We start from the raw sequence: 26,399 nt of genomic DNA, 5'->3' as shown, positions 1-26,399 counted from the left end.
CGATGCGGGGCCCTCTGGGATGGATGGTCGTGCGGGCGTCACGCCCGCGCGGCCGCCGAGGTCATGGGGCACTCGAACGGGTCGCGAGCGGCGAGCCCCACCTGGTTCAGGTAACGGATGACGATGCCGTACGACTCGAACAACGTCGTCTCGACGTAGGGGACGTTGAGCGTCTGGCTGTGCTCCTTGACGATCGCGCGGGCCTTGCTGAGGTGCGGGCGCGGCATGTTCGGGAAGAGGTGGTGCTCGATCTGGTAGTTCAGACCGCCCATGAGCCACGTGGCCCACCACCCGCCCTTGATGTTGCGCGAGGTGCGGACCTGCTTGCTGAAGAAGTCGAGCTTCGCGTCGGGGGCGATGACGGCCATGCCCTTGTGGTTCGGCGCGAACGAGGCGCCCATGTACAGACCGAACACGGCGAGCTGCACGCCGACGAAGGCGAAGGCCATTCCGAGAGGCAGGAAGACGAACACCGGAGCCACGAAGATCGCGAATCGGAGGGCGATCAGGCCCAGCTCGGTCCAGCGACCCTTGACCGGCTCCTTCGAGAGCAGGTGGCGCAGACCGATGAAGTGAAGGTTGGCGCCCTCGAGCGTGAGTAGGGGGAAGAACGCCCAACCCTGGCGCTGGGTGATCCAACGCTGCAGGCCGCGCGCCTTGGCGGCGTCGACCTCGATGAACGAGATCGTGTCGATCTCGATGTCGGGGTCTTTGCCCACGCGGTTGGGGTTGGCGTGGTGACGCGTGTGCTTCGAGGTCCACCACGACAGGCTCATGCCCACGACGCCGGCAGCGAGCCACAGCGCGAGACGGTCATTGGCCTTGCCCGAGGCGAAGATCTGCTTGTGCGCGGCCTCGTGGGCGAGGAACGCCACCTGGGTGAGCAGGATGCCGAGCGCCGCGGCGATCAGCAACTGGAACCAGCTGTCGCCGAGCAGGACGAATCCGGTGATCGCCCCGCCGAACCCGAGGGCGAGGACGGTGCCGACCAGCGCGTAGAAACGACGGGCTCGAACGAGCAGTCCGGTCTCGCGGACGACCTGCGACAGCTCCGTGTAGGCCTTGGCCATGGGCGGGAACTCCGTCGTTCCCTTGTAGGTCTGACGGATCGGTCCCAGGCGGGACTCGATGACGGGTGCAGCCAATGCATGCTCCTCGGTGGGGGTGACCGAAGTCTTCGACGAGGAAGGCGGATGCCGACGACGTGAGGGCCACGCTACGGGGACCGTATGCGTGAAGACGCATACACCAACGTCGTGATCGGCGGAAAACCGCACCTTCGCGGCTTCGCGGTCCCGTTCTGCTCAGATGATTGCCAGGCTCGCGACACCGAGCGTTCTCATACGCGCGCTGACAGCACAACCCTGTGGGCATTTTGCGCGTCGCCGCCGTACACCGGACGCATGGCACGGCAGAAGAACACGAGCACCGCACCCCCACCCGAGGCGCACGAGAAGCCCGACTCCCCCACCGACCTCGAGAAGCGGTCGTGGGGCTACGTCCTGAAGAAAACGCTGCGCGAGTTCTTCGCCGACCAGTGTCTCGATGCCGCCGCCGGCCTTGTCTACTACTCGGTGCTCGCGCTGTTCCCGGCACTGCTCGCGATCTTCTCGGTCCTCGGCGTCATCGGCCAGGGCGAAGCCGCCGCGGGCGCGATCATCGACATCGTGCGACAAGTGGCCCCGGATGCCGCGGACTCGCTGCGCGGCCCGATCGAACAGGTCGCCTCGGCTCCGGGCGCGGGCTTCGCGCTCGTCTCGGGGATTGTGCTGGCTCTGTGGTCGGCCTCGGGGTACGTCGGCGCGTTCAGCCGCGCGATGAACCGCATCTACGAGATCGACGAAGGACGCCCGTTCTGGAAGCTCCGTCCGATGCAGCTCGTCGTCACCGTCATCGCCGTGGTGTCGCTGGCTCTCGTGGCCCTCGGCCTGGTCATCTCGGGCGACGTCACCTCGGCCATCGGCAACGCCCTGGGTCTCGGCGAGGGGGTCCAGATCGCGTGGGACATCGCGAAGTGGCCCGTGATGCTGTTCGTCATCGTGTTCCTCGTCGCCGTGCTCTATTACGCCACCCCCAACGCAAAGCAGCCGAAGTTCCGGTGGATCAGCCTCGGCGCGGTCGTGGCGATCGTCATCCTCGCGCTGGCCACCGCCGGCTTCGCGTTCTACATCGTCAACTTCTCGAACTACGACCGGACGTACGGTTCCCTCGCGGGAGCGATCGTGTTCCTCCTGTGGCTCTGGATCGCCAACCTCGCGCTGCTGTTCGGCGCGGAGTTCGACGCCGAACTCGAGCGCGGCCGGCAGTTGCAGGCGGGCATCGCCGCCGAGCAGGATCTGCAACTCCCCGCGCGCGACACCCGGAAGAGCGACAAGCAGGAGCAGAAGGAACGCGAAGACATCGACGAGGGCCGTCGCATCCGTCTCGGCGAACCCGAGGAGCCCGAGCCGCCGCAGCCGAAGAAGCGGCGACGGGGGCTGTTCAGGAGGCGGAAGTGATCCTGGCGACCCTCCGCCCGGAGGTGCCCACGTGCCCGTGAACAGGCTCTGGCTCGTCCGGCACGGCGAGAGCGAGGGGAACGTCGCCGCGTCGAGGGCCGAACGCGAGGGGGCGGCGGTCATCGCGCTCGACACCCGTGATGCCGATGTCGCCCTCTCCCCCGTCGGAGAAGAGCAGGCTCGGGCGCTCCGCGCCTGGGTGAGATCCACCGGCTCGTCCATCGACGAGTACTGGGTGTCGCCGTACCGTCGCGCGCGTCAGACGCTCGCTCTCGCCCTGGGCGGTGTCGCCACCGCCTCTCATCCGGTGGTGGACGAGCGGTTACGCGACCGAGAACTCGGCATCCTGGATCTTCTGACGACGCGGGGAGTGCTCGAGCTGCACCCCCAAGAGGCCGCCAGGCGCCGACACCTCGGCAAGTTCTTCCACCGGCCGCCCGGCGGCGAGTCGTGGGCCGACGTCGCGCTGCGGCTGCGGTCATTCCTGGCGGAGCACCTCGACCGGCCGGTCGACACGGCACTGCTCGTCGCACACGACGCGGTGATCATGCTCGTGATGTACATCCTGTTGCCGATGGACGAGGCCGAACTGCTCGCCTTCGCCGCCGCGCACACGGTCAGGAACGCCTCGGTCACCGAGCTCGTGCGCACCGACGACGGGTGGAGACTCGTGACCTTCTCCGACGTCGCCCACCTCGAGAACGAGGGCGCCGATGTCACCGTCCACTCCGGAGAAGCCGATGCCCCGCACCGTTGAGAACGTGACGCGCACGCTGCTGCGGGAGTGGGGACTGCCCGATCCCGGCTCGAAGAAAGCCCGCGGGCAGGTGATCGTGGTCGGCGGCTCGCCCCGATCGCCCGGCGCCGTGCTGCTCTCGGCCGAGGCGGCTCTGCGCGTCGGTGCGGGGCGGGTGGGCCTGGCCGTGCCACCCGAGATCGCCCCCGGCCTCGGCACCGCCATGCCCGAGGCCGGCGTGTACGCCTGGGGAGGGGATGCCGACTCCCTCGACGACGGTCTCCGCTCGGCGCTCGAGGCGGCCGATGCGCTGCTGTTGGGTCCCGGTTTCGATGATCCGGATGCCACACGCGTGGCGCTTCTGGCGGTCGCGGGCGTGGGTGTGGGTCGCCTCGTGCTGGACGCCTTCGCCCTCGGCATCCTGTCCGACGTCGATCGTTCTCTCCTCCCCGACGATCTGCTCATCAACGCGAATGAAGAAGAGGCCGCGCTGCTCCTCGGCCGCGATCTCGGCGAGGATCGCGCCGCAGACGTCGCCGAGATCGCCCGCCGGTACTCGGCGGCGGTGCACTGCTTCGGGACCGTCGCGACCGCAGACGGGGACGTGTGGCAAGCGGAGCCCGGCAGCGGAGGCCTCGGAACCGCCGGCAGCGGCGATGTGTTGTCGGGCTGCATCGCGGGGTTCGCCTCGCGCGGGCTCGAGCCGGAGCGTGCAGCGGTGTGGGGTGGATGGACGCACGCGCGCTCGGGCGACCGTCTGACCGAGCGCGTCGGCGTCGGGTTCTTGGCGCGGGATCTGCTGGGCGAGGTGACGGCGGTCGTACGGGATGTGACGGAGTAATCGGCGACACAGATGAGCCACCTAAGTACATCTTCATTAAGGTGGTGGGATGACAGAGGACGAGGCTAACTATCTCGTTCAACGACGGACGTGGTTTCAGTTCGCGTTGCGGCACCGGATCGCCGCTGTCGGCGGAGCAGAGATCAAGGACGAGCGAGTCGACTCCCTCCGCGCGGTGATCGCAGACATCGATGAGCAGTTAATCCGGGGACGTACCCCCACGCTCCGGCGGCGATCCGGGCTCCCGCGGGTGATCTGACGGACCACGCCGGTCTCCGTCGACGCAGGCCGACACCCACATCACGCGCGAATATCCCATGCGCGCGACAGCCACAAGGGGTTTCACGCGCACTCGGTTCGAGGAGCACGGTGCAGACAAGAACCGCGCGACGTTCTTCGCGGCCGTCACTCCTCGCCGGGGGGTCCACGAAGATCTGCGAGCGCGGAAGGAGCCGACCATGGGCAAGTTCATCTACGACTCGAGCCTCAGGGTGGAGTTCGAGGACAGGCTGCTGGCGCATCTGCAAGCCGTGATCGTCGCCAAGGTGCGGCGCGGTGAGAGCTTCACCTTCACCTGGAAAGACGACATCAGCACGGGCGGAGGCCGGACCGCGGTCTACATCCAGCCTCGCGTCTCGCTCGTCTTCATGTTCCAGGGCGGACGCATGCCGCCGCTCAACCCGGCCTGGTTGCACGCGTTGAGCTACAACGCCAACACGGTGCGCGGTCTATACGTCGTGCCCGAGCCCGATGGCGCTGTCCGCCCTCCCACGCATCACGAAGAGATGGTGTTCGCGGAGGTCGCCGCCGACGCGCCGATCCCCGCTCCGCAGTGACGCCTCGACCCGAGGCGCTGAGCAGCGACCCCGGCGTCGAGAGGGTCGCAGCGGAATACGTCCTGCCGCTGCGTTGGAACGACGACACCCGCCTCGACGAGATGACCGCCTACCTGCGCGAACTCGCGGGTTGGGTCGATGTCACGCTCGTCGACGGATCCGACCCGCACCTCTTCGCCGCGCATCAGCGTGCCTGGTCTCATCTCATCCGTCACGTCCCGCCCCCGGTGAGCGCGGGCGGAAACGGCAAGGTCCGCGGGGTCCTCACGGGTCTCGCGATCGCCCGGTACGAGACCGTCATCATCGCCGACGACGATGTGCGGCACACCGTGACCACCCTGCACCAGCTCATCGGCGAGCTGGATGACGACGCCGACCTGGTCAGACCCCAGAACGTCTTCCGCCCGCGGCCCTGGCACGCGAGATGGGACACGGCCCGGTCGCTGATGAACCGCGCCCTGGGTCACGACTACCCCGGAACCTACGCCGTACGCCGCTCGGCGCTCCCCGACGGCTACGACGCGCACGTCCTCTTCGAGAACCTCGAGATGGAGCGCACGGTCCGGGCGCGCGGCGGACGCCTGAAGGATTGCCCCGCGATCTTCATCGAGCGACGACCCCCGACCGCGCGGCAGTTCTGGGCTCAGCGGGTGCGGCAGGCCTACGACAGCCTCGCGCAGCCCTCGCGGCACGTCATCGAGCTGTCGATTGTGCCCCTCGTCTTCGCACTGCGCCGCAGACCCGCGGCGTTGGTGTGCGTGCTCGTCGGTGCGGTGCTCATGGCCGAGGTCGGTCGACGGCGCGGTCAGGGCCGACGCGCCTTTCCTGCAGGGAGTGCGCTCTGGGCGCCGGTCTGGGTGGCGGAGCGCGCCGTCACGAGCTGGATCGCCGCGGCGCTGCGGGTGCGGGGCGGCGTGAGGTACGCCGGAACGCGGATCCTTCGGCCCGCGACACCGTTCCGCGTGCTGAGGCGACGGGTCGGGCGTCTCCGAGAGGACGGTGACCGCTCCGCTCCGCCAACAAGACCCTGGTGCTGACGCGATCCCGCCCTCGCATCCGAGCCTTCCACGATGGCGTTGACGCTCACCTGCGTCCGCGTCACTCCGATGGCAGGACGTCGCCGGCCAGCGGCTCCACCCTGAGCACGCGGCCGAGCCGTGCGAGCGTCTCACGGCGGTGCGAGGCGACGACGACGGTCGCGTCGACCTCGGCGAGCACCTGCGAGATCGCCCTCTCGGTCGCCGGGTCCAGGCTCGCGGTGATCTCGTCGACGATCAGGATGCGCGGCTCGCGACAGAGCGCGCGGGCGAGGGCGAGCCGGGCCCGCTGGCCTCCCGAGAGACGGACGCCGTGTTCGCCGAGCTCGTCGTCGAGGCTGATCCACTCGCGGGCACCGACGCGGTCCAGGATGCCGAGGAGGTCCGCGTCCGCTCGCATGCCCGTACCCCGCAGGAGGTTCTCTCTCACCGTGCCGTGGAAGAGCCGGGCGTCTTGCTCGACGACGGCCACCGCAGCGCGGAGTTCTTCTTCCGTCACCTCGCGAAGTGGCATCCCTCGTCCGCTGCCGTCGACGAGTGCGATCTCGCCGCCGTCGGGATCCCAGAGCCGCGCGGCCAGGGCGATCACCGTGCTCTTTCCCGCACCGGACGGGCCGGCGATCCCGACATGCTCGCCCGGGTGGACCTCCGCCGACCAGCGACGCAGCACCCGCGTCCGGTCGTCGTACGAGAACTCGACATCGCGGAAACGGATGCCGAGCGGCCCGGCCGGCAGGGAACGAGCGTCGATCACCGGAGCGACCACCGGCGGTCGACGTAATCCCGCGTCCACTCGCGCCGCACTCGCGACGAGAGGGTGCAGCTCCGAAAGGGTGTGCGCCGCGTCGGCGATGGCCGCAACCCCGGCGACGGCGAGCGCGACGACCGCCGGGGCCAGCGCCGCCGACCGGGCGTCACCGACGCCTCCGACCCATAGGGCCGAGGCGACGACGCCGACGAGGACACCGGTAAGGATGAGTTCGCGCGATCCGTCGATGATCCCCGAGAGGAGCTCGCGGCGCCGAGCGGTCCGGACCGAGCGCCGCGTCCCCTCGACAGCATCGGCGACGACGCGGTCCTGCAGCCCGTAGGCGAGGATCTCACGCAACGCTCCGAGCGCATCGACCAATCGCTCCGAGAGGTGCTCGCGCTCGGCCTGCTCCTCTTCGCCGACGCGACGCGCTGCGCCCGCTCCCGCCCGCGCGGTGAGCGCGACGAGGCCGGCGCCGAACACCATGACGAGGGCGGCTGCCGGCATCAGGGCCGCAGCGACCCCGAGGGCCGCGACGAACAGGGTCACCGAGGCGCCGATCTGCGCGAGAGTGTGCGCGTAGAAGAACTCAAGCTTCTCGATGTCGGTCATCGCCACCGATGCCGCCCGCCCGGAGTGCTCGCGGCGCCGGGCGGGGACACTGCGCGCGTAGGCGTCGAACAGAGCGACCCGCAAGCGGGCGAGCACCCGGTACGCGAGGGCGTGCGAGACGTCCATCTCCCTCCAGGTGAGCAGGGTCCGCAGCAGCACGAGCACGACCATCGCGACCCACCAGACCGCCGGCGGCCACGCCCCGTGGACGACGGCGCCGCCGACGCCCAGGGACGCGAGCACCCCGATCGCCGCGAGGGCGAGCAGGCTCGTGGTCGCGAGGACGTAGCTGCCGACGATGCGCCGCCACTCCGGCCGCAGCGGAGGGATCAGGCGAGCCAGGACCGACGCCGTGCCGCCGCTCACGACGCCGCCTCCACGAGGACGCCACCCTCGAGAACGTGCACATGAGCCACGCGGCGGAGCGCCTCGGGACGGTGGCTGATCATCAGGACGATGCGGTCGGTGGCGACCCGCTCCAGGGTTTCCGCGACCCGTTCTGCGTTCGCGTCGTCGAGGGCGCTCGTGGGCTCGTCGACCAGAAGGACGGGTCGACGGGCGAGGAGAGCACGGGCAAGGGCCAGCCTCTGCCGTTGCCCCCCGGAGAGGCTCGCCCCGGCCTCGGCGACGGGCGTGTCGAAGCCTCTGGGCAGGGCTCGGATCTCGTCGAGAATCCCGGCATCCGCGCAGGCCCGCTCGAGTTCCCCCTCGGCCGCTCCGAACAGGTCGATGTTCTCGCGGATGGTCGCCGCGAACAGGACGGGGCGCTGAGAGACCACCGCGACGTCCTCGGGGCGGAGAGGTCGTCCATCGAGCTCGACGGTCCCCCGGTCGGCGGGGAGGAACCCGAGCACGAGATCGAACAGCGTCGACTTGCCGGCTCCCGACGGGCCGATGATGGCGTGCACCGCTCCACGCTCCGCTCGGAGGGACACACCGTTCAGCACGGGCGACTCCGCTCCGGGATAGCGGAACGTCACGTCGGAGATCACGATCGCCGCCCCGGCTGCGTCCGTCGGAGAGTCGGATGCCAGGTGTCGGCGTTCGCTCGAGCCGGTGTCGGCGAATGCACCGAGTGCGCGCAGCCCGGGAACCGCGGTGAGACCGAGGAACCCCGCGTGCCAGTGACGCGAGAGCTCGCGAACCGGCCGGAACGCCTCGGACGACAGCAGCAACAGCACGTACACCTCCGTTGCCGGCGCTCGCCCTGTCAGCACGTCGACGATCGCGACCCCCGCGGCGAGCACCGTCCCGGCTTGGATCGCGAAATCCGTGATCGCCGTCTCCGCGAGCGATGAGCGCATCACGCGCTCGGTCGCCTGTCGCAGCGCCTCCGAGCGCGCGTGGAGGCGCTCGCGCGTCGCGGGAACGTCGCCCAGGGCGCGAAGGGTCGACATGCCCCGAAGTGCCTCGAGCAGGTCGCCGCTGAGAGCCTCGTATGTGTCCCAGTGCGTGAATCCTCGGCGCGCGAGCATCTTCTTCCACGCGATCGGCCCGAGCACCGCGAGCACGAGGGCGAGGGCGATTCCCGCGGCGAGCTCCGGCGACAGCGTTGCGAGCACGACGACGACGCCGATGCCGCCGACGGCGAGCTGAGCGACCGCGGGGATGTACTTCGACACGTAGGCCTCGGTGCCGTCGATTCCGTCGCCGAGCGTCAGTCGGGTCGAGCCGTCGCGCAGGGAGATGTCGTGGAGTCGCTCCGGCGTGAGCACGGCCGAGACGGCCCGCGCTCGCAGTTCTTCGCGCACGCGCCCGCCGAGACGCACGGCGGCATCGCGCTGGGCGAGGACCAGCAGCAGGCGTACGACGCCGAGGGCGAGGATGACGCCGATCCCGAGGAGCGCGCGTCCCGCGTCAGCCCGCACGAGGGCCGACAGGGCGACCGCGAGGGCGACGGCCTGCGCGACGTGCGTCGCGAACACCACGAGCTGGAGCAGGACGCTCGCGGCGAGGAGTCGTGGACGACGCCACGCCTCGCGCCAGAGTGCGGGGACGATCATCATGGGCGGTCTCCTGGGGAGTCGAGGAAAGCGAGGGCATGGAAGACCCACCGGTCGCCGTCGGCGGCGAGACCGGAGACGGAGCGGGTGGTTTCACCGCGCAGCGCCGCGGCATACGACAGGCGCGCGGCGGCGAGGTGGCCGGCCCACAGCGCCCGGCCGAGCACAGCGGGCGAGGACGGTACGGGAACGGCCCACGATCGGACCGCCGCGGCGCCGCGGACCCACGCCTGACCGGAGGCGCGGGCGACCGCCTCGACGATCGGTGTCGGGCCATGGGATGCCACTCGCGCAAGGAAGCGGTCGGGGTGGGGCGAGCGCCGTCGGGCGAGGGCGTCGACGGCCCCGTCGACCATCTCGGGGCGCAACGGCACGTCGACGGCGAAGAGGGGGATCTCGGGTGCGAGCCCGAGTCCGGTCCACGCAGATGCCTGCGCTGCGCGGGGCACGGCGAGCAGCGCGCGTAAAGACGCGGACGGACCGTATCGCACGATGGTGGGGCGCCACCCGAGGACGAACTCGACGGCAGCGAGTGCGTAGGCGGCGTCGGCGACCCACAGCGGCCACGCGCGGTGCCGGTATCTGCCGAACGATCGTCCGGGCTGCACCGTGAAGACGAGCGTTGCTGTGTCGGCTGCCGCAGCAGCGCCGGCGGACCATCCCGCGCGGCGTTCGGTTTCGGGATCTCTGCGGCGCGCGACACCGCACTCGTGGTCGTAGACCCAGCGCGAGCCGCCGACGACGAGGTGCGTCTGCACCGGGTAACACGCCCCCGCGGAGGGCACCGGGCGACGAAGGATGCCGGTCTCGGTGCCGTCCGCCGCGCGGTGCGGCTTGCCCGGGCGCCACAGCGCCTCGGCCAGCCCCACGAGCGCTGCTCCGGGATCCCCCGCCACCGCACCGGCGCGATGCCAGGCGTTGACACGCGGTCCCGGTGGGAGCGGCTCCCCCGGCGATTCCCTGGTGAGCGCGCGTGCGAGCGGCCCTCCGAAGAGGGCATCGGATTGCGGGGCACCGGTCGGTCGCGGATCGATCACATCATCCGCCTCACATGTGCGGCGCGGGAAAAAGAGTGAACTCGGCGGGTCCACCGCTCCAGGCCGAACGCCACCCTCGTTCCTGCGCGGCGTCGCGCAGTCTCGGCATGCCGAGGTACGAGAACGCGGCCGGAGCGTTGGGGACGAGCCCCGTGATGAGCGTGCGGACGACCCGCAGCGGGGTGCGGCGCACGTCGGCCGTGGTGAGATCGCGCGTGAGCACACGATGGCCCCGGCGACGCAGCCGATCGTGGACCTCCGGCATCGTGACCGCGGAGACGGCGCTGAGCGGGCGCACCCCGAGCGCGGGGTCGGTAAACCTGCGCGCCTCCCCGTGAACCGCGGGGTCGAGCCAGACCTGCACGTGGGCGCCGAGATCGATCACCCGCTCGAACTGCGGACCAGCCGCAGCGAGGTAGTCGGCGTCGGGACGGAAATCCAACATCAGACCCTTCGCCATGACCCCTGCCTGCACGGCGCGGAAGACCCAGCCGTCGGCATCCGTACAGCCCTGCGTGTAGATCCAGGTGTGGACGGCCTCGAGCACGGCCTTCCGCGCCGCCTTCGCGGGGTCGAGTGCGACGGAGAAGCCTGCCGCGTACAGTCCGCGATCCGCGTCGTGCACGAGAGCGGCGATCGCGGGCGCGAACTCCGATGGCATCGCCACCAGCCAGACGGTCAAGCTGCTGCCCCGCAGATCGTCCACCAAGCCGGGCACGCTCGCGGGATCGATGCCGAACGTCGGCCCGTCGAGATGCCACCACACTTCGAGCGCGTCGCGTTCGATGACCTCGAGAACCCCGCGGTCGCGGGCGTCGTCGACGCTCGTCCCGGTGGCGATGCCGGCGTAGTTGAGGTGGTGGGTCCGAGGAAGGTGCCGGAAGCGCGACTGCCGCCAATTCAGGTGCACGAGGGCGTCGGGCAGCCAGACGGGTCGACCCTCGGCATCCTGACATCTCGCCCAAAGCGCGGGGGTCACGGCATCCAGGTGCTGGTAGGCGAATCCGTCCCGAGCGAGCTGCCAGTCGGCGAACCGGGGCAGATCGTCGAGCGCGATCACCGGCTGCCCGTCCGCCCGCAGCTCGTCGGCGGTGGCGACGCGGAGGTCGTCGGGCGGCAGGGTCTCGGGGAGCCAGTTGCCGCAGTAGCGCTCAACGCCTTCGCCGATCGCCGCGATCCGGGCCTGGGCGGGATCGCCGAACGACGTACCGAGCGAGACCCGATCGGCCGGCCATTCGCCGAGCGCGCGCGCATCGGAGACGGATGCCGTCAGCGCGAGGTAGCGATGCGGGGCCCCCGCCGGGTGCGGGACGGCGCGGATCGACCGGATGACACCGGTCTCGGCATCCACCAGACTCTCGACGGGAAGCTGTGGGAGGGACGAGGTCCTGCCCTGGTTCATGCGGTCCTTTCGTGGTGCCAGTGGCCCGAGAGCGGCTCGAAAGCTGACCGTGAACGACGGCCGGCCGGCACGATGTGGCGGGTGCTGCTCGCTCCCGAGGGCAGGCCGGTTCGCGTGAGCCAGGCGTCGAGAACGGCGCCGATTCCGCCCGAGTCGCGAAGACGATCGCGCACATCCTCATCGCGGATGTCCGCTCCGAGGCGATGACCCCACGGTCCGTCGACGACGTGCACGTCGGCGCGCCACGCGGCGGCCAGGCGCCCCGCATCGGCATGGAAGAAATCATCGTCGCCGCGCACAAGCAGGAGCGGCGCGTCGATCCCGCCGTACGCGCGGTCCAGATCGACGGGCGGCGTCATCCACAACCGCCGCCACCCGGCGAGAACGGTCGGCGTCCACCCCCACTCTCGGGCCGCCCGTTCCACGCCCCGCCGCTCGGCGCTCGCGACCCGCGCCCGCAGCTCGTCGTCGCTCAACGGCGGGAACGAGCGGGAACCGCGCCCGTGCTGATGCCACCACCCGATCCGGTCGTAGAGCTGCGGGCGGCCGTGCGCGTCCCAGGCGGTCTCGGCGAGTCCGAGGGCGGGGACCATGAGCACGAGCGCGTCGACGTCGACATCGCGGGCGCCTTCCAGCGCCGCGTGGGCGTCATACGACCCTCCCGAGAGGATGAGGGGAAGCTGCGGGTCCTGGGCGCGGAGCGCGGCGACGGCGGAGGCGCCGTCGCGACGCTCATGGAGATAGGGGTTCCACTCGCCCTCCGAGCAGTGGCGGCCGCGCACGTCCTGCACCAGGCAGCGGTATCCGCGTCGCGTCCAGGCGCGGGCGGTGTCGCCGTGTCGCCACGCGCCGTACGGCGTGCGCACGAGGACGACGCCTCGCGGTGTTTCGGGCTCCCAGATCCAGCCGTGCAGCGCGACGCCGTCGTCGGTGCGGCAGACGTGCGGGCGGGCATCGCGCGGCGGGGTCATCGGTCCGCTCCCGGGTGCGGCGCCGGGTAGGCCAGCACCGGGTGCTCGGTCACCCGCCCGAGTGCGGGAACCAGTTTCCAGAGCGTGGTGCGCAGTCGGGGCAGCGCCTCGTCGTCCCGCGCCCAGCTCAGAGTCATCGTCAGCACCCGCGCCGTCACGAGCGTCACGCTCGCGGAGTCCACTGGCTGATCCGCTGCCGGGCCGTGCCCCTGCCACGCGTCGAGAGCGTCCGGCACGGTGCTGGCGGCGATCCGTCGCCGCGAAACCTGCCGTGCCGTGACGTCGGTGACGTCGAGAGCGATCGGGTCGACGAACACGCACTCCCCTTCCCGGTACACGCGCAAGCGGGCGTTACCGGTGGCGAGGAGGTCGTCGAGCGCCGCGTGATCGCGACGCTCCTTCGCCCCGTCCGACACGGAGATGACGAGGGCGGCCGAGTCTCGCCACTCGGTCACGGATACACCCGTCGTCACCCGGGCACCCCAGGTCCCCAGGACACGCGCAATCTCGTCGGCGAGCACGCCGGTGCCGACCACACCGATGCTCCGACGAGCCGAGGGCCAGCGGCGTTCGCCGTCGGCACGCTCACGTTCTCGGACCTCGCCGACGAGGCGGTCCCGGTACGCGGATCCGACGGAAGCAGCGGACGACGAGTCGAGGAGATCGTGCAGCTCCGGCGGCGGGGACCCGATCGCAGTGTGGTCTCCGGTGCGAAGGCGCAGTAAGGGCGCCTCCTCGGCGACTGTGACGACGTGGGCCCCGGTGCTCTGCAGGGGGGTGATTCGGGGGTCGTGATGCATGGGTGTCTTTCCGAAAGCCCGGCCGGGCGCGAGACGCCCGGCCGGGGGTCGCGTCAACGTGATGCGACCTCGAGGGTCACTCGAAGGGGTTCTCGACGAGCGCGTTCGAGTGGGTCGCCGACAGGTGTGCCAGCTGCTCGGTCTCTTCGATCTCGGACAGGATCTGCTTGTCCAATGCCTTCTCCTTCTCTCGTTTCGTCCACTCCGGTATGCGGAGCGGGGTTCACGGTCGTGAACATCACCGACCTTAGATGAGAATGATTCTCAATATCTAGTAGCATCGCCATCATGTCGCCAGCCACCGCCCTTCTCGCCGCGGATCACCGGGCAGGAGCCGTGTTCTCCCTCGACGGGCGTGTCGTCGCACCGGACGCCCGACTCGCTGAGCACGCCGGCTTCCTCGTGCTTCCGCCGGACGCCCGCGACGCGTGGGCTTTCGCCGACGACCGCGGCGGCGCGCTCGTCGTCCGCGGCGCCGACGGCATCCGTCGCATCCCGATCGCGATCCCCGCCGAACACCTCGCCGCCTCGGACGACGGGCGCCACGTCATCGTGACGCCCGGACTGGGCGCCAACGACGAAGCGTGGAACGACGTCGTGACGGTCGTCGATCTCGTCCGCGACTCCTCGGTGCGGTTCCGAACACGCGTGGGAGAGCCGGGCGTCGTGATCGCGCCCGACCGGGTGACCCGAGAGCCGGTGATCGTGCTGCGCCACCGCGATCCGGGAGCGATCGAGGCGATACCGCTCGGGAGCGCGCTCGAACTCGGTGCGCACGTACCCGTGCTGCGCGGCGCCACGTGCGCTGACATCGCCGACGACGGGCACGGCGATGTGGTGGACCACGAGACGGGGGTCGTCGGTGTCGCCACGGGGCGCGGCCTGGAGAGGTTCGCGATCGACGACGGCATCCCGTCCGCACTCGGGGTGATCCCGTGGCCGGCGGACGGACGCGCCTACTACCTCCGTCGCGCGGGCGACACCGGCGCCGTGACGGGGGTACTCCGCGGCGGCCCCGCGGACCCGTCGCGCTGGACGGAATGGACCAACGTCTTCGCCGAGATCGACCTGCGCGCGGGTGCCGCGCGCACCGTGCCGCTGCCGAACGGCCTCATCTTCCGCTTCGCGCTGGCCGACGGCATCGCCGCGGCCACCGTGATCCACCCCGACGGCGACGCCCTCATCGTGATCGACCGCGCGACGGGGCGCATCGCCCGCACGGTGCCCCTCCCCCCGCTCAGCACCCCACCGCAACCGCGCCGGATGCCGTGGGACGGTCCCGACGGACGCCCCGCGCAGCGACGCGCCGTCGCGATCGACCCGGTCACCGGCGTCATCGCCGTGACGGCGGGCGGCGACGGTGTCATCCACCTGGTCGACGGCGGGGGCAGCCTCACGACGATCGACATGCCGGGCTCCCTCGACGAGGGCGGACACCTATTGTGGCCCGGGCCGCCCGCGCGCTTCACCGATCCGGTGGGCCGATGACCGCGCTCCGCACCGCACTCGACGAGGCCCTCTCCGCGCACGAGCGCCACCCGCGGCCGGGGCTGCCCGTGCGCGGGTTCATCCTGGATCGCGCGGCGGGCACTCCGCGGCCCGCCATCCGGCATGCCGACGGACGCACGGTGATCGCCCCCGACGGGCACATCCACCGAATGAGCCCCGCCCCCGACCGACGGCGCATCGCCATCGAATGGGCCGAGGACGCGAGCGAGGACGCCGTGCTCGGCATCGTCGACGTGGCATCCGGCGCCCTGCGGCTGCATCCCGAGATCCGGCTGCGCTACGACACCGTGCTGTGGAGCGGCGACTCACGCACCATCGAGGTCGTCGCGAGCCGTGACGACGCGCTCGTCACCCTCGATGTCACCTCCGGCGCGTGGACATCCACACTCCTGGAACCCGCGCAGCGCACGCGCCTGTTCGCCGGCGGCGCGCGTGGGCTACTCGCTCGAACGACGCGAAACGAGGGCACGACCCTGATCGATCGCGCGACGGGGCAGCTGCTCGGGCGATGGAGCGCGTTGTACGGCGCCTTCCCGCTCCCCGACGGCGTGCTCGTCTGGCACGCGGGCGGACTGGACGCGCTCGCACCTACCGGCAGCGCGCGGTGGATGCTTCGCGACGAGTCGCAGCGCATCACCGATGTCTCCGTCGAGGACTCCCGGATCGTCGTCCTCGTCGTTCGCGACGGTCGGACCGTCGTCGCCGACGTCGACGCGGCGGGCACCCGGGAGGTGTTCGTCGAAGCCGCGAGCGGGACCACCGTCACCGGGGTGCGCATCGACGACGGCATCCTGTATCTCGCCGTCGAGGGCCCGCTCACACCGCCGCGGATCGTCACGGAGACGGATGCCGCGCCCGACGCGCTGGCGGGCGAGACGCGCCGCCTCGATCTCCCCGCGCGTGACGGCGAGACCCTCACCGCCCACATCGCCGAGCCCGCCGCACGATCCGGACCGAGACCCCTTCTGCTCGCCTGCTACGGGGGGTTCGGCGTGCCGCATCTCCCCGTCTTCGAGCCCACCATCCCCACCTGGGTTGCGCACGGAGGCGCCTACGTCACGGCCCAGATCCGCGGCGGTGGCGAGCGCGGTGCCTCCTGGCGCGCGGCCGGCAGCGGGGCGCGCAAGCAGCAGGCGGTCGACGACCTCGCCGACATCGCGCGCGGTCTCATCGATCGAGGGATCACCCTGCCCGATCTCCTCGTGGTCGTCGGCGCGTCGCTGGGCGGGGTCATCGCCGCGAGCTGCGCGTTCCAGCATCCCGGTCTCTGCGCGGGCGTCGTGGCGACGGCCGCGCCGCTCGACCTCCTCTCGCTCGCGGATCATCCGCTCGGAGCGGGCTGGCGCTCGGAGTTCGGCGACGACGGCAGCCCCGAGTCGCGCGAGCGGCTCCGGCGCCTCTCCCCCCTTGCGATCATCGAGGATCGGACGAATGCCGAGGGGCTCCCCGCCTTCCTGGGGATCACCCTCGGCCGCGACACCCGCGTGCGGGCGACCGACACGCGCCGCACGGTAGACGCCCTGCAGCGCCTGGGCGCGCCCGCGCGCATGTGGACCGCTCCGTCCGCGGGGCACGGCGCCAACGCCCTCGACGACCTGCACGCGCTGGGGATCACCGTTCTCGAGTTCGCCGCCGACGTGACGAACGGAGACACCCCATGACCGCGACGACGCAGCGCGCCCCGCGCGGGCTGACGAGTGCGCGCACGGCGCGGCAAGGCGGACGGGTCCTGCCGCTCGGGGTGACGGTGGCGGTCAGCGCCATCCTGCTCGTGGTGACGGTCGTGCTCTCCGGCGCGATCGGCCCGGTGCCCGTGCCGCCGATCGATGCCGCGAAAATCGTGCTGGGGCACCTGGTGCCGGGGATGCCGTGGATGACGGACGGCTCGCTCACCCCGCTCCAGGATCAGGCCGTGTGGCAGTTCCGTCTGCCGCGAGCGCTCCTCGCGGGGCTCGCCGGCGCAGGGCTGGCGCTCGCGGGGACGATGATGCAGGCCGTCGTGCGCAACCCGCTCGCCGAGCCGTACATCCTCGGAGTGTCGTCCGGCGCAAGCGTCGGCGCCGTGCTCGTGATCGTCTCGGGCGGTGCCGCGTTCCTCGGTCTGACCATGAGCGGGGCGGCTTTCGCCGGCGCCGTCGGGTCGTGCGTGCTCGTCGCGCTCTTGGCACGGACCCGGGGAGAGCTGTCGCCGACCCGCATGATCCTCGCTGGCGTCGCACTCGGTTCCCTGCTGAGCGCCGTCACGAGCTACCTCACGCTGACGACGGACGCGCAGAACGTCGTCAGCGTGATGTTCTTCCTCCTCGGCAGCGTGTCAGCAGCCACCATGTCGTCGCTCACGATCCCCGCGCTCGCGCTCGTCATCGCTCTGTTTGCCGCTTTCGGACTCTCCCGATCGATGAACGCCCTCCTGGCCGGCGACGAGTCGGCCCTGGCGGTCGGCGTGCGCACCACCCGGGTGCGCGCGATCCTCCTCGTGGTCGCGTCCCTGCTCACGGGGGTGATCGTCGCGGTGAGCGGCGGCATCGGCTTCGTGGGGCTCGTCGTACCGCACGTCGCCCGCCTGCTGGTGGGCTCTGACCATCGCCGGATGGTCCCGGTCGCGGTGCTCGGGGGCGCGCTGTTCCTGATGGTGGCCGATCTCCTCGCCCGCACCGTCGCGGCACCGACCGAGATCCCGCTCGGCATCCTCACGGCGTTCGTCGGAGCGCCGTTCTTCCTGTGGCTCATGCGCCGCGGCGGCGAGAGAGCGGGGTTCGATCGATGACCGTGTCTTTCGAGTCCGTGAGCGTGCAGCTCGGCGGGCGCCGCGTCCTGCACGACGTCGAGCTGGAGGTGAGACGCGGGCGCATTCTCGGCCTGCTCGGGCCCAATGGCAGCGGCAAGTCGACCCTGCTGCGCACACTGTTCTCGGGCCGCCGTCCCCACGCCGGTCGCGTGTGCATCGACGGCGTCGACGTCTCGACGCTGCCACCGCGCACCCTCGCGCGTCGGGTGGCGGTCATGCTGCAGGATGCCCCCTCGGAGTTCGATCTGACGGTGCGCGAGACCGTCATGGTCGGGCGCGCTCCGCATCACGCACCGTTCAGCCGCGACACCGACGACGACCGCCGGATCGTGACCGAGGCGCTACGCACCGCGGACGTGCTCGACCTCGAGGACCGCCTCGTGCGCCGACTCTCCGGGGGCCAACGTCAGCGCGTCATGCTCGCGCGCGCCCTGGCCCAGGACGGCGAGGTCCTCGTGCTCGACGAGCCGACGAACCATCTCGACATCGCCCACCAGCTCGACCTCATGCGGGTGGTCAGCGGCCTCGGAACGACGGTCATCGCCGCCCTGCACGATCTCAACATCGCCGCGGCATTCTGCGACGAGGTCGCGGTCCTCGATGACGGGCACCTCGTCGCAGTCGGGGAGCCGGATGCCGTTCTCACCCCCGACCTGGTCGGCGGCGTCTTCCGCGTGACGGCGCGTGTGGCGACAGAGGTCGACACCGGCGCCCGCGTCATGGCCTTTCACCCCCGTCCGCTTCGCGGTCCCTTCCCATCCGACAACCCGACAGAGAGAAACGAATGACACAGCACTCCCTTCGACTCGCCCGCCTGATGATGGCGATCGCCGGCGGCCTCGGCGCTCTCGCGCTCACCGCCTGCGGCTCCGCCGTGGCGCCCCAAGGTGCGGCCACCCCCACCGGGGACGCCCTCGTCATCGAGAACTGCGGCGCACCGGTCACCATCACCCACGTCCCCACCGCCGCCGTGGGCCTTCACCCCTCTCAAACCGAACTGCTGCTGCGCCTGGGGCTCGCCGATCATCTCGTCGGCCAAGCCCAGGCGACCGTGCAGGAGTTGCCTGCAGACGTGGCTCCTCTCGCGGCCGACGTGCCCGTGATCGGTGGAGAAGCGCCCCCCAGCCGGGAAGACCTGCTCGCCGTCCACCCCGACTTCGTCTACGCCCCCACGACCTACGAGTTCACGGCCGAGCAGGGTTTCGCGAGTATCGAGCAACTCACCGAAGCGGGGGTTGCGGCGTACACCGCGACGGGCGGATGTTTCTCGCGCCGCATGGACGGCACGGTCGACGATCTGTTCGTCGACCTGAACAACCTGGGCGAGATCTTCGACGTGCAAGACGAGGCCGCGGCGCTGATCGCCGACGCAAAAGCGCAGCTGTCCGCCGTCGACACGGCGATCCAGGGCCGCACGAAGCCCCGCGTCGCGCAGATCTACGTCGACGGCACCACGCTCAGCGCGATCGGCGCCGGTGTCGAGTACGACATCCTCCGCCATGCGGGAGCCGACACGATCTACACGCCGGAGGACCCCCAGTTCGCCGACTTCTTCGCCGCGGAGATCACTCCCGAGTCCCTCGCCGCGCAGGCACCCGACGCCCTCGTGTTCGCGGTCACCGACCCCGCCCACGAGCAGGCCGCCCGCGCGTACCTCACGGCGACATTTCCCGACATGCCCGCGGTGCGAGACGGCCGCCTGATCGCGGTCTCGAGTTCCGACATGTTCCCGGGGACCCTCGGGAACGTGTCCGTCGTGCGCCAGATCGCCGAGGCTCTTTACCCCGACGCCTCCTTCGACTGAGCACTCCTGCCGGGCTTCGCGTCACTCTGCGCGAAGCCCGGCGGTGGGCGATAGGGGCGGCGGCGACGTCGGCGCAGAGTCCGGGGTCGTTTAGGCGCGGCCCTGACCGGTCGAGCCCATCGGTCGCGAGGGTGCGGCGTCACCGGCAGCGCTCCTCCTGAGCTCGCGGAGAAGTCCCGGAGCACGCACTACCCCAGCAAACGAAAGGAGGGAGCCGCCCATTCGGGCGACTCCCTCACTACTCTGACCCTTCACGCTCACGCGAACCCGGCCCATGGGGTCGGGATCTGCCGTGAGCGTCAATTGGTCGGGATGACAGGATTTGAACCTGCGACCCCTTGACCCCCAGTCAAGTGCGCTACCAAGCTGCGCCACATCCCGTTACCCGCGAGCGGGCAACTCCCCTATATTAGCCCCTCGCCGCCACCCCCGCGAACCAACGCCCTCCCCGGGCGTGTGCGCACTCCCTTGTCGATGTCGGAACCCCTCGCTACGGTCTCGCCATGACGATCGAGATCCTCCCCGCCACCGGCGACCGCTTCGACGACGCCGAGGCAGCGCTCGACAGCGGAGACGGTCCCGCATGTCAGTGCCAGTGGTGGCTGCTCACCAACGCGGAGTTCCAGAAGACCTCTCGCGACGACCTGACGACGCGCTTCCACGCCGAGCTGCACGGCGACCGCTCCCCCGGACTCATCGCTTACGTCGACGGCGAGCCCGCCGGGTGGGTGCGCGTCGGCCCGCGCATCGACCAGGCCCGCCTGCTCCGCACCCGCGACGTCACGAGGGCGACCAACGAGCCCCTCGACGCCGACGACGTCTGGGCGGTCTCGTGCTTCGTCGTCCGCACGGCTCACCGCGGCCAGGGCCTGATGAAGAAGCTCCTGGATGCCGCGGTCTCCACCGCCCGCGAAGCCGGTGCCCGCGTCGTCGAGGCGTACCCCCTCGACCCCACCGTCACGAAGCGCTCGGCCAACCAGCTCTATCGCGGGACCGTGTCGATGTTCGAGGAAGCGGGCTTCGACGTCGTCGACCGCCCTCAGCCCGACCGCGCGCTCGTCGCGATGACGCTGCGCGACTGACCGCCCGACCTACGATGGAGGTTCCCCGACGAAAGACCTGACATGACGGATGCCGCGACCACCGCACGCGTCGATGCGTGGCTGTGGGCGGTGCGCGTCTACAAGACCCGCTCGGCGGCGACCACCGCGTGCCGCGCCGGGCACGTCCGGGTCAACGGAGAGCGGGCCAAGGCCGCCCAACCCGTGCGCCCCGGCGATGAGTTGCGCGTGCGCATCCAGGGCTTCGACCGGATCCTCGTCGTGAAGAAGACGATCGCGAAGCGCGTCGGCGCGGCACTCGTCGCGGAGTCGGTGGACGATCGCACTCCCCCGCCGCCCTCGAAGGAGAGCATGCCGTTCGTGCCGGTCCGCGACCGCGGGGCCGGGCGCCCCACGAAGCGCGACCGCCGCGACATCGAGAAGCTCCGCGGCCGCGAGCTCGACTGACCGGCGCGTCACACCCGCGGCGGTTCGCGCAACCTCAGCGACATCCCTCTCGCGGCGACAAACTCGCGCGAATGTCAGACTTCGCGCGGCAACCGCCCCGGCGCCCTGCGCGACCTCAGCACTCCGCACAACCTCAGCCGCATTTATCGCCCACCGACTGCGCGTGCGCGCATCACTGACCCGGCGAAACCGCCGCCCCCTCGTCGCACGCACGACCGCCGGGGGCGGCTGACGCAGCCGTCAGTTCAACTGGTCAAGCAACCAGTGCGCTCTGCGCACGACAGCGCCGAGCTCCTCGACGCGCGCCGCGAGCCCGCGGTCGCTGGTCACGACCACGACGGGTCGGAACTCCCCCGCCAGCTCGCGCACAGCGGCGACGATCTCGTCGTCGCCCTCAGCCTCGGCCCGGCGCACGTCGATCGCGGGGACCGTGGGCTCGGCGGCCCGCGCCTGCCCCTCCAGCACCGCCGTCACCGACGGGAACCAGCGCGTGGCCGAGAGGCCGAGGAGGTCGGCATCCACCCCCCGTTCGGCAAGCGTCGAAACCTGGGCGAGAAGCCGGGTCGCCGCGCCGGCGCGATCTTTCCACCACCCGTCGGGTACCGACCCCATGACGTTCGCCACGTCGACGACGATCGCGGGCCGCACGGTCAACGCGTCGCGCAGAGCGGGCCATGACGCCGCGAATCCGGGATGCAACGGCAGGGAGTCGACCTCGTCGACGCCGACCCACCGCAACGCCACGCTCTCGGGGTCGCTGATCACCGGCTCGAAGGGGGTCGTCACGTCGGCGACGAGAGTCGAGTACGACCAGATGCCGAGGTCGAGAACGCTCTCGAAGCGCGCGCTCACGGCATCCGCCGGCACTCCCGCCTCTTCGCCCGATTCGCGCAGCGCGCCGTCGCGGGCGGATTCGCCCTCGTGCCGCGCTCCACCCGGTAGGGCCCAGGTGTTGCCGAAGTGGCTCCACGAGACACGATGCTGCAGCAGCACGCCGCGCTCGGGGTCGAGGGCGAGCAGGCCCGCGGCGCCGAAACGGCCCCAATACTTCTCGCCGGTGGGCGCAACGACCCACGCGTCGCCGGGGTCGCGGGGCCCGTGCGGACGCCGCGGCTCTCCGGGGGCGGGGGTCTCGATCGTCATCCTCTCCAGCCTGGCACACGCTCGACGGTCGGGCCCCGCAGAGCGTCACGAGGCGCCATGCGGACACCCGCCCCGCCGCTCATCGCATGCCGAACAGCGCACCGTGTCCGCCAAGCCTTTACCGGCGGACAGCCGGGGCCGCTCCGAGTTGCCACAATCGTCGGATGGAGTATGAATTCGACGACGATCCCGAACGGGTCGACCGCGACGCGGTCTGGCAGTGGCTGAGCACCGAGGCGTACTGGGGACGTTGGCGCACCCGAGCCGACGTCGAAGCGCAGCTCGACAGCGCGTGGCGCGTCGTCGCCGCCTACCGCCGCGACACGGGCGAGCTGGTGGGCTTCGCGCGGGCGGTCTCGGACGGCGTCGGATTCGGGTACCTGGCCGACGTGTTCGTCGACGGCGCTCACCGGGGCCACGGTCTCGGCAAAGGCCTGGTCTCGTTCATGATCGACGAGGGCCCGGGCCCGCACTTCCGTTGGACGCTCTTCACCAGCGACGCGCACGGCCTCTACCGCCAGTTCGGCTTCGCGGAGCCCGACCAGACGGCCCTGGTCCGCCCGCCGCGCCAGGTCTGACGGCTCCCGCACCCCGCTCCGTCGCCGCCTGTGTGCGGCCCCCTGGGTGCGTGAGCCCGGGAACGCACGAACGCCCCGACCCCACACGGGGACCGGGGCGTTCGCGACGCGGCTCAGCGCTGGCGCTTCTCGCGGATGCGCATATTGAGCACGATCGGCGTTCCCTCGAAGCCGTAGATCTCGCGCAGGCGCCGCTGGATGAACCGGCGGTAGCCCGGGTCGAGGAACCCGGTCGTGAACAGCACGAAGGTCGGCGGGCGCGTCGCCGCCTGGGTACCGAACAGGATGCGCGGCTGCTTCCCACCGCGCAGCGGGTGCGGGTGCTCGGCGACGAGCTCCGACAGGAACGCGTTGAACTTGCCGGTCGGAATGCGGGTGTCCCACGACTCGAGCGCCTGCTCGAGGGCGGGCACGAGCTTGTCGAGGTGACGACCGGTGCGGGCCGAGATGTTGACGCGCGGCGCCCAGGCGACGTGCGCCAGGTCCTGCTCGATCTCGCGCTCGAGGTAGCGGCGACGGTCCTGGTTCTCCATGTCGTCGTCGTTGAGGCGGTCCCACTTGTTGAACGCCAGCACGAGCGCGCGACCCGACTCCAGCACCAGGTCGATGATGTTCAGGTCCTGCACGCTGATGGGCTGCGAGACGTCGATCACGACGACCGCGACCTCGGACTTCTCCAGCGCCGTCGAGGTGCGCAGCGAGGCGTAGAAGTCGGCGCCCTGCGACAGGTGCACGCGGCGACGGATGCCGGCGGTGTCGACCAGCGTCCAGAGCTTGCCACCGAGCTCGACGACCTCGTCCACCGGGTCGCGGGTGGTACCGGCGAGCTCATTGACGACGACGCGCTCTTCACCCGCGGCCTTGTTGAGCAGCGACGACTTGCCGACGTTCGGGCGACCGAGGATCGCGACGCGGCGCGGTCCGCCGATCTCGTACTTGGCGACCGCCGACACGTCGGGCAGCACCTTCATGATCTCGTCGAGCAGGTCGGCCACGCCGCGGCCGTGGATGGCCGAGACGGGGTGGGGCTCACCGAGTCCGAGGTTCCACAGGGCGGCGGCCTCGGGCTCGTGGCGGGCGTCGTCGACCTTGTTCGCGATGAGGAAGACCGGCTTGCCGCTCTTGCGCAGCAGCTTCACGACGTGCTCGTCGGTCGAGGTCGCCCCCACCGTGGCATCCACCACGAACAGCACGATGTCGGCCAGGTCGATGGCGACCTCGGCTTGCGCTGCGACCGAGCGGTCGATGCCCTTCGCATCAGGTTCCCAGCCACCGGTGTCGACGAGCGAGAAGCGGCGGTCGAGCCACTCGGCCTTGTAGGTGACGCGGTCGCGCGTGACACCGGGGGTGTCTTCGACGACGGCCTCGCGGCGGCCGAGGATGCGGTTCACCAGCGCGGACTTACCCACGTTCGGGCGGCCGACGATCGCGACCACCGGCAGCGCCGGCAGGAACTCGATCGCCCCCTCGCCCGAGGCGAGACCGGCGAGGAGCGCGGCATCCTCTTCGTCGAGGTCGAAGTCTTCGAGGCCCGCGCGCAGCGCTTCGGCCCGCTGTTCGGCGAGCACCTCGTCGAGCTGCTCCATCTTCTCGGCGAGCTGGTCGGGCCCGCCTTCGTACTCGTCTTCAACGCCCATCGCGGGCTCCCATCGTGTTGTCGACGACGCTCAGCACGGCGTCGACGGTCTGTTCGAAATCGAGGTGGGTCGAATCGACGACCTGCACGCCGGGAGCGGCGGTGAGGAAGTCGACGACCGTGGAATCGGCGGCGTCGCGCTGGTGCAGGGCGGCGGCGACCTTGGCGGCATCCTGATCCGTCAGCTCGGCGCTGCGACGCGCCGCCCGCACCTCGGGGGCGGCGGTCAGCAGGATGCGCACGGGCGCGTCGGGGAACACGACCGTGGTGATGTCGCGGCCCTCGACCACGACGCCCGGAAGAGCGGCGGATGCCACGAGCCGGCGGAACAGCTCGTTCACCGCGTGACGCACGGGGGCGACGCGGGCCACTCCGCTGACGGCGTCTGTCACGCGGGGTTCGCGGATCGCGGCGGTCACGTCGGTTCCGCCGACGCGCACCCAGCGGTCGGCCGGGTCGAGCGAGATGGCGTACTCGAAATCCCCGAACACGTCGAGCACCGCGGTGGCGTCGGAGGTGTCGGCCTCGTGTGCCAGGGCGTGCCAGGCGAGGGCCCGGTATGCGGCGCCGGTGTCGAGGAAGCCGTACCCGAGACGGGCGGCGGCGGCCTTCGACACGCTCGACTTACCGCTGCCGGCAGGCCCGTCGATCGCGACGACGGCGGGGGCGGATGCCGAGCCCTCGGCGGGCGCGGCCAGTCCGGGCCGGAAGAGGGCGGGGGTGGGCTCAGTCATGGGTGGTGCTCGCAATCCGCCAACCGCGCTGCTGGAGACCGTCGACCGCACGGCGGACCGCGTCGGGGACGACGCTGATCTCGGCGAGGCCGAACGGCGCTCCGGGCGAGTGCTCGAGGCGTAGGTCTTCGACGTTGACGTCGAGGTCGCCGAGCTCGCCGAAGAGGCGGCCCAGCTGGCCGGAGGTGTCGTCGACCATGACGACGAAGGTATCGAAGCGGCGGTTCTGGCCGTGTTTGCCGGGCAGGCGTTCCACGCCCTCGTTGCCGCGGCGGATGGTGTCGGCGACCGCGCGCCGGGCGCCGGGCACCTCGGGGTCGCGCAGGGCTTCGGCGACCTCGGTGAGGTCGGCCGCGAGCCGATCGAGTACCGCGACCACGGGCGCCGCGTTCGCCCCGAGGATCTGCACCCAGAGTTCGGGGGCGGATGCCGCGATGCGCGTCGTATCGCGCACCCCCTGACCCGCGAGGCGCAGCGAACCGTCGGGGGCCTCGACGAAGCGCCCGGCGAGAAGGCTCGCCACGAGCTGCGGCACGTGCGACATGAGTGCGACCGACTCGTCGTGCTCTTCGGGCGTCATCTCGATGAGGGTCGCACCGAGGTCGAGGGCGAGCCCCTCGACGAGCGAGAGATCGTGCGCAGAGGTCTCGCCGTCGCGGCACACCACCCACGGGCGACCGACGAAGATGTCGGCGCGGGCCGAGATAGCTCCCCCGCGCTCACGACCGGCCATCGGGTGCGAGCCGATGTAGTGCGTCAGATCGACGCCGCGTTCCCGCAGGGTGCGCAGCGGCTCGAGCTTCACGCTCGCGACGTCGGTGACGACGGCATCCGGGAACCTCTCCAGCTCGCGTTGCACGACGTCGGCCGTCACGTCGGGCGGCACGGCCACCACGATCAACGACGGACGGTCGTCAGGGCGCTCGGCGCGGCCCGCGCCGTAGTCGATCGCGAGGCGCAACTGCGAGGGAGACGCATCGACGAGCACGACGTCGACGCCGCAGGCGGTGAGCGCGTGGCCGATGCTGGCGCCGAGCAGGCCCGAGCCGACGACGCGGACGGTGCCGCTCGTACGGGTCGCCAAGGGCCCGGCCGCGCGCGCGGACGTTCCGTTGACTTCGCTCATCGGGTCTCCTGCCCTGGGCGGCGCTGCAGGCGCCGCGAGACGCCCGGGA

26 protein-coding genes and 1 tRNA gene are annotated in these 26,399 nt (G+C 71.1%); 14 read left to right on the top strand and 13 right to left on the bottom strand.

The window, feature by feature from the left end; all coding sequences use genetic code 11:
* Window positions 1-38: 38 nt before the first annotated feature.
* On the bottom strand, window positions 39-1,145 hold the full coding sequence (locus J2X55_RS08335) for an acyl-CoA desaturase (RefSeq protein WP_309822856.1): 1,107 nt from the start codon (window positions 1,143-1,145) through the stop codon (window positions 39-41).
* Window positions 1,146-1,403: 258 nt separating this feature from the next.
* On the opposite strand from J2X55_RS08335, the gene J2X55_RS08330 reads away from it, so the two are divergent.
* The 6 genes from J2X55_RS08330 to J2X55_RS08305 all read left to right on the top strand — a co-directional run bounded on the left by J2X55_RS08330 (window position 1,404) and on the right by J2X55_RS08305 (window position 5,948).
* Complete coding sequence (locus J2X55_RS08330) at window positions 1,404-2,498, top strand: YihY/virulence factor BrkB family protein (protein WP_309822855.1); 1,095 nt, start codon at window positions 1,404-1,406, stop codon at window positions 2,496-2,498.
* 31 nt (window positions 2,499-2,529) lie between these two features.
* The gene (locus tag J2X55_RS08325; protein WP_309822854.1) at window positions 2,530-3,255 is read left to right on the top strand and encodes a histidine phosphatase family protein; all 726 of its coding nucleotides are present in this window, start codon (window positions 2,530-2,532) and stop codon (window positions 3,253-3,255) included.
* Window positions 3,239-4,075 carry an ADP/ATP-dependent (S)-NAD(P)H-hydrate dehydratase gene (locus J2X55_RS08320; protein WP_309822853.1) on the top strand — a complete coding sequence of 279 codons (837 nt, stop codon included), beginning with the start codon at window positions 3,239-3,241 and terminating at the stop codon, window positions 4,073-4,075. The genes J2X55_RS08325 and J2X55_RS08320 overlap by 17 nt, the downstream gene beginning before the upstream one ends.
* 49 nt (window positions 4,076-4,124) lie before the next feature.
* The gene (locus J2X55_RS08315) at window positions 4,125-4,334 is read left to right on the top strand and encodes a hypothetical protein (RefSeq protein WP_309822852.1); all 210 of its coding nucleotides are present in this window, start codon (window positions 4,125-4,127) and stop codon (window positions 4,332-4,334) included.
* 199 nt (window positions 4,335-4,533) lie between these two features.
* Window positions 4,534-4,911, top strand: coding sequence for an ATP-dependent DNA ligase (locus tag J2X55_RS08310; RefSeq protein ID WP_309822851.1), 378 nt, complete (start codon window positions 4,534-4,536; stop codon window positions 4,909-4,911).
* Window positions 4,908-5,948: a glycosyltransferase gene (locus J2X55_RS08305; RefSeq protein ID WP_309822850.1), complete on the top strand. Its 1,041-nt coding sequence runs from the start codon at window positions 4,908-4,910 to the stop codon at window positions 5,946-5,948. Before J2X55_RS08310 ends, J2X55_RS08305 begins: the two co-directional genes overlap by 4 nt.
* Window positions 5,949-6,009: 61 nt before the next feature.
* Here the strand turns inward: J2X55_RS08305 and J2X55_RS08300 are convergent, their stop codons facing one another.
* The 7 genes from J2X55_RS08300 to amiA all read right to left on the bottom strand — a co-directional run bounded on the left by J2X55_RS08300 (window position 6,010) and on the right by amiA (window position 13,699).
* Window positions 6,010-7,677: an ABC transporter ATP-binding protein gene (locus J2X55_RS08300; protein WP_309822849.1), complete on the bottom strand. Its 1,668-nt coding sequence runs from the start codon at window positions 7,675-7,677 to the stop codon at window positions 6,010-6,012.
* Window positions 7,674-9,317, bottom strand: coding sequence for an ABC transporter ATP-binding protein (locus J2X55_RS08295; RefSeq protein WP_309822848.1), 1,644 nt, complete (start codon window positions 9,315-9,317; stop codon window positions 7,674-7,676). Before J2X55_RS08295 ends, J2X55_RS08300 begins: the two co-directional genes overlap by 4 nt.
* Window positions 9,314-10,183 carry a hypothetical protein gene (locus J2X55_RS08290; RefSeq protein WP_309822847.1) on the bottom strand — a complete coding sequence of 290 codons (870 nt, stop codon included), beginning with the start codon at window positions 10,181-10,183 and terminating at the stop codon, window positions 9,314-9,316. Before J2X55_RS08290 ends, J2X55_RS08295 begins: the two co-directional genes overlap by 4 nt.
* A 178-nt stretch (window positions 10,184-10,361) precedes the next feature.
* Entirely contained in the window at window positions 10,362-11,753 is a 1,392-nt protein-coding gene (locus J2X55_RS08285) for a YcaO-like family protein (RefSeq protein WP_309822846.1), read from the bottom strand.
* Entirely contained in the window at window positions 11,750-12,724 is a 975-nt protein-coding gene (locus J2X55_RS08280; protein WP_309822845.1) for a CocE/NonD family hydrolase, read from the bottom strand. Before J2X55_RS08280 ends, J2X55_RS08285 begins: the two co-directional genes overlap by 4 nt.
* Complete coding sequence (locus J2X55_RS08275; protein ID WP_309822844.1) at window positions 12,721-13,179, bottom strand: hypothetical protein; 459 nt, start codon at window positions 13,177-13,179, stop codon at window positions 12,721-12,723. Before J2X55_RS08275 ends, J2X55_RS08280 begins: the two co-directional genes overlap by 4 nt.
* A 421-nt stretch (window positions 13,180-13,600) precedes the next feature.
* Window positions 13,601-13,699, bottom strand: a complete 99-nt coding sequence (gene amiA / locus J2X55_RS08270) for a streptamidine family RiPP (RefSeq protein WP_268768111.1) — start codon at window positions 13,697-13,699, stop codon at window positions 13,601-13,603.
* Window positions 13,700-13,812: 113 nt separating this feature from the next.
* Between amiA and J2X55_RS08265 the strand changes: the two genes are divergently transcribed.
* Genes J2X55_RS08265 through J2X55_RS08245 form a run of 5 tightly spaced genes read left to right on the top strand, consistent with a single transcriptional unit; the run spans window position 13,813 to window position 19,625 of the window.
* Complete coding sequence (locus J2X55_RS08265) at window positions 13,813-15,012, top strand: hypothetical protein (RefSeq protein WP_309822843.1); 1,200 nt, start codon at window positions 13,813-13,815, stop codon at window positions 15,010-15,012.
* Entirely contained in the window at window positions 15,009-16,694 is a 1,686-nt protein-coding gene (locus tag J2X55_RS08260; protein WP_309822842.1) for a prolyl oligopeptidase family serine peptidase, read from the top strand. The genes J2X55_RS08265 and J2X55_RS08260 overlap by 4 nt, the downstream gene beginning before the upstream one ends.
* The gene (locus tag J2X55_RS08255; RefSeq protein ID WP_309822841.1) at window positions 16,691-17,800 is read left to right on the top strand and encodes an iron ABC transporter permease; all 1,110 of its coding nucleotides are present in this window, start codon (window positions 16,691-16,693) and stop codon (window positions 17,798-17,800) included. Before J2X55_RS08260 ends, J2X55_RS08255 begins: the two co-directional genes overlap by 4 nt.
* Complete coding sequence (locus tag J2X55_RS08250; protein ID WP_115920394.1) at window positions 17,797-18,609, top strand: ABC transporter ATP-binding protein; 813 nt, start codon at window positions 17,797-17,799, stop codon at window positions 18,607-18,609. The genes J2X55_RS08255 and J2X55_RS08250 overlap by 4 nt, the downstream gene beginning before the upstream one ends.
* Window positions 18,606-19,625 (top strand): ABC transporter substrate-binding protein, encoded by a 1,020-nt coding sequence (locus J2X55_RS08245; protein ID WP_309822840.1) that lies wholly within the window; start codon window positions 18,606-18,608, stop codon window positions 19,623-19,625. The genes J2X55_RS08250 and J2X55_RS08245 overlap by 4 nt, the downstream gene beginning before the upstream one ends.
* Window positions 19,626-19,929: 304 nt before the next feature.
* On the opposite strand, the gene J2X55_RS08240 is transcribed toward J2X55_RS08245, so the two are convergent.
* A tRNA-Pro gene (locus J2X55_RS08240) sits at window positions 19,930-20,006 on the bottom strand.
* 122 nt (window positions 20,007-20,128) lie between these two features.
* Here J2X55_RS08240 and J2X55_RS08235 point away from each other — a divergent pair.
* The gene (locus tag J2X55_RS08235; protein ID WP_309822839.1) at window positions 20,129-20,707 is read left to right on the top strand and encodes a GNAT family N-acetyltransferase; all 579 of its coding nucleotides are present in this window, start codon (window positions 20,129-20,131) and stop codon (window positions 20,705-20,707) included.
* A gap of 42 nt (window positions 20,708-20,749) precedes the next feature.
* Entirely contained in the window at window positions 20,750-21,133 is a 384-nt protein-coding gene (locus J2X55_RS08230) for an RNA-binding S4 domain-containing protein (protein ID WP_115920388.1), read from the top strand.
* A 240-nt stretch (window positions 21,134-21,373) separates the two neighbouring features.
* Here J2X55_RS08230 and J2X55_RS08225 read toward each other — a convergent pair whose 3' ends face one another.
* Window positions 21,374-22,276 carry an NUDIX hydrolase gene (locus tag J2X55_RS08225; RefSeq protein WP_309822838.1) on the bottom strand — a complete coding sequence of 301 codons (903 nt, stop codon included), beginning with the start codon at window positions 22,274-22,276 and terminating at the stop codon, window positions 21,374-21,376.
* 164 nt (window positions 22,277-22,440) lie between these two features.
* Here J2X55_RS08225 and J2X55_RS08220 point away from each other — a divergent pair, with 164 nt between their 5' ends.
* Window positions 22,441-22,854: a GNAT family N-acetyltransferase gene (locus J2X55_RS08220; protein WP_309822837.1), complete on the top strand. Its 414-nt coding sequence runs from the start codon at window positions 22,441-22,443 to the stop codon at window positions 22,852-22,854.
* A gap of 113 nt (window positions 22,855-22,967) precedes the next feature.
* Here J2X55_RS08220 and der read toward each other — a convergent pair whose 3' ends face one another.
* Genes der through J2X55_RS08205 form a run of 3 tightly spaced genes read right to left on the bottom strand, consistent with a single transcriptional unit; the run spans window position 22,968 to window position 26,350 of the window.
* Window positions 22,968-24,491 (bottom strand): ribosome biogenesis GTPase Der, encoded by a 1,524-nt coding sequence (der, locus tag J2X55_RS08215; RefSeq protein WP_056227518.1) that lies wholly within the window; start codon window positions 24,489-24,491, stop codon window positions 22,968-22,970.
* On the bottom strand, window positions 24,481-25,224 hold the full coding sequence (gene cmk / locus J2X55_RS08210; protein WP_309822836.1) for a (d)CMP kinase: 744 nt from the start codon (window positions 25,222-25,224) through the stop codon (window positions 24,481-24,483). Before cmk ends, der begins: the two co-directional genes overlap by 11 nt.
* Complete coding sequence (locus tag J2X55_RS08205; RefSeq protein ID WP_210076498.1) at window positions 25,217-26,350, bottom strand: prephenate dehydrogenase; 1,134 nt, start codon at window positions 26,348-26,350, stop codon at window positions 25,217-25,219. Before J2X55_RS08205 ends, cmk begins: the two co-directional genes overlap by 8 nt.
* Window positions 26,351-26,399 lie beyond the last annotated feature (49 nt).

Origin of the sequence: Microbacterium sp. 1154 (genome assembly GCF_031455375.1) — a bacterium.
Lineage (GTDB): Bacteria > Actinomycetota > Actinomycetes > Actinomycetales > Microbacteriaceae > Microbacterium.
The sequence above is the reverse complement of the archived record's forward strand: the minus strand, read 5'-3'. Positions and strand labels throughout refer to the sequence as shown.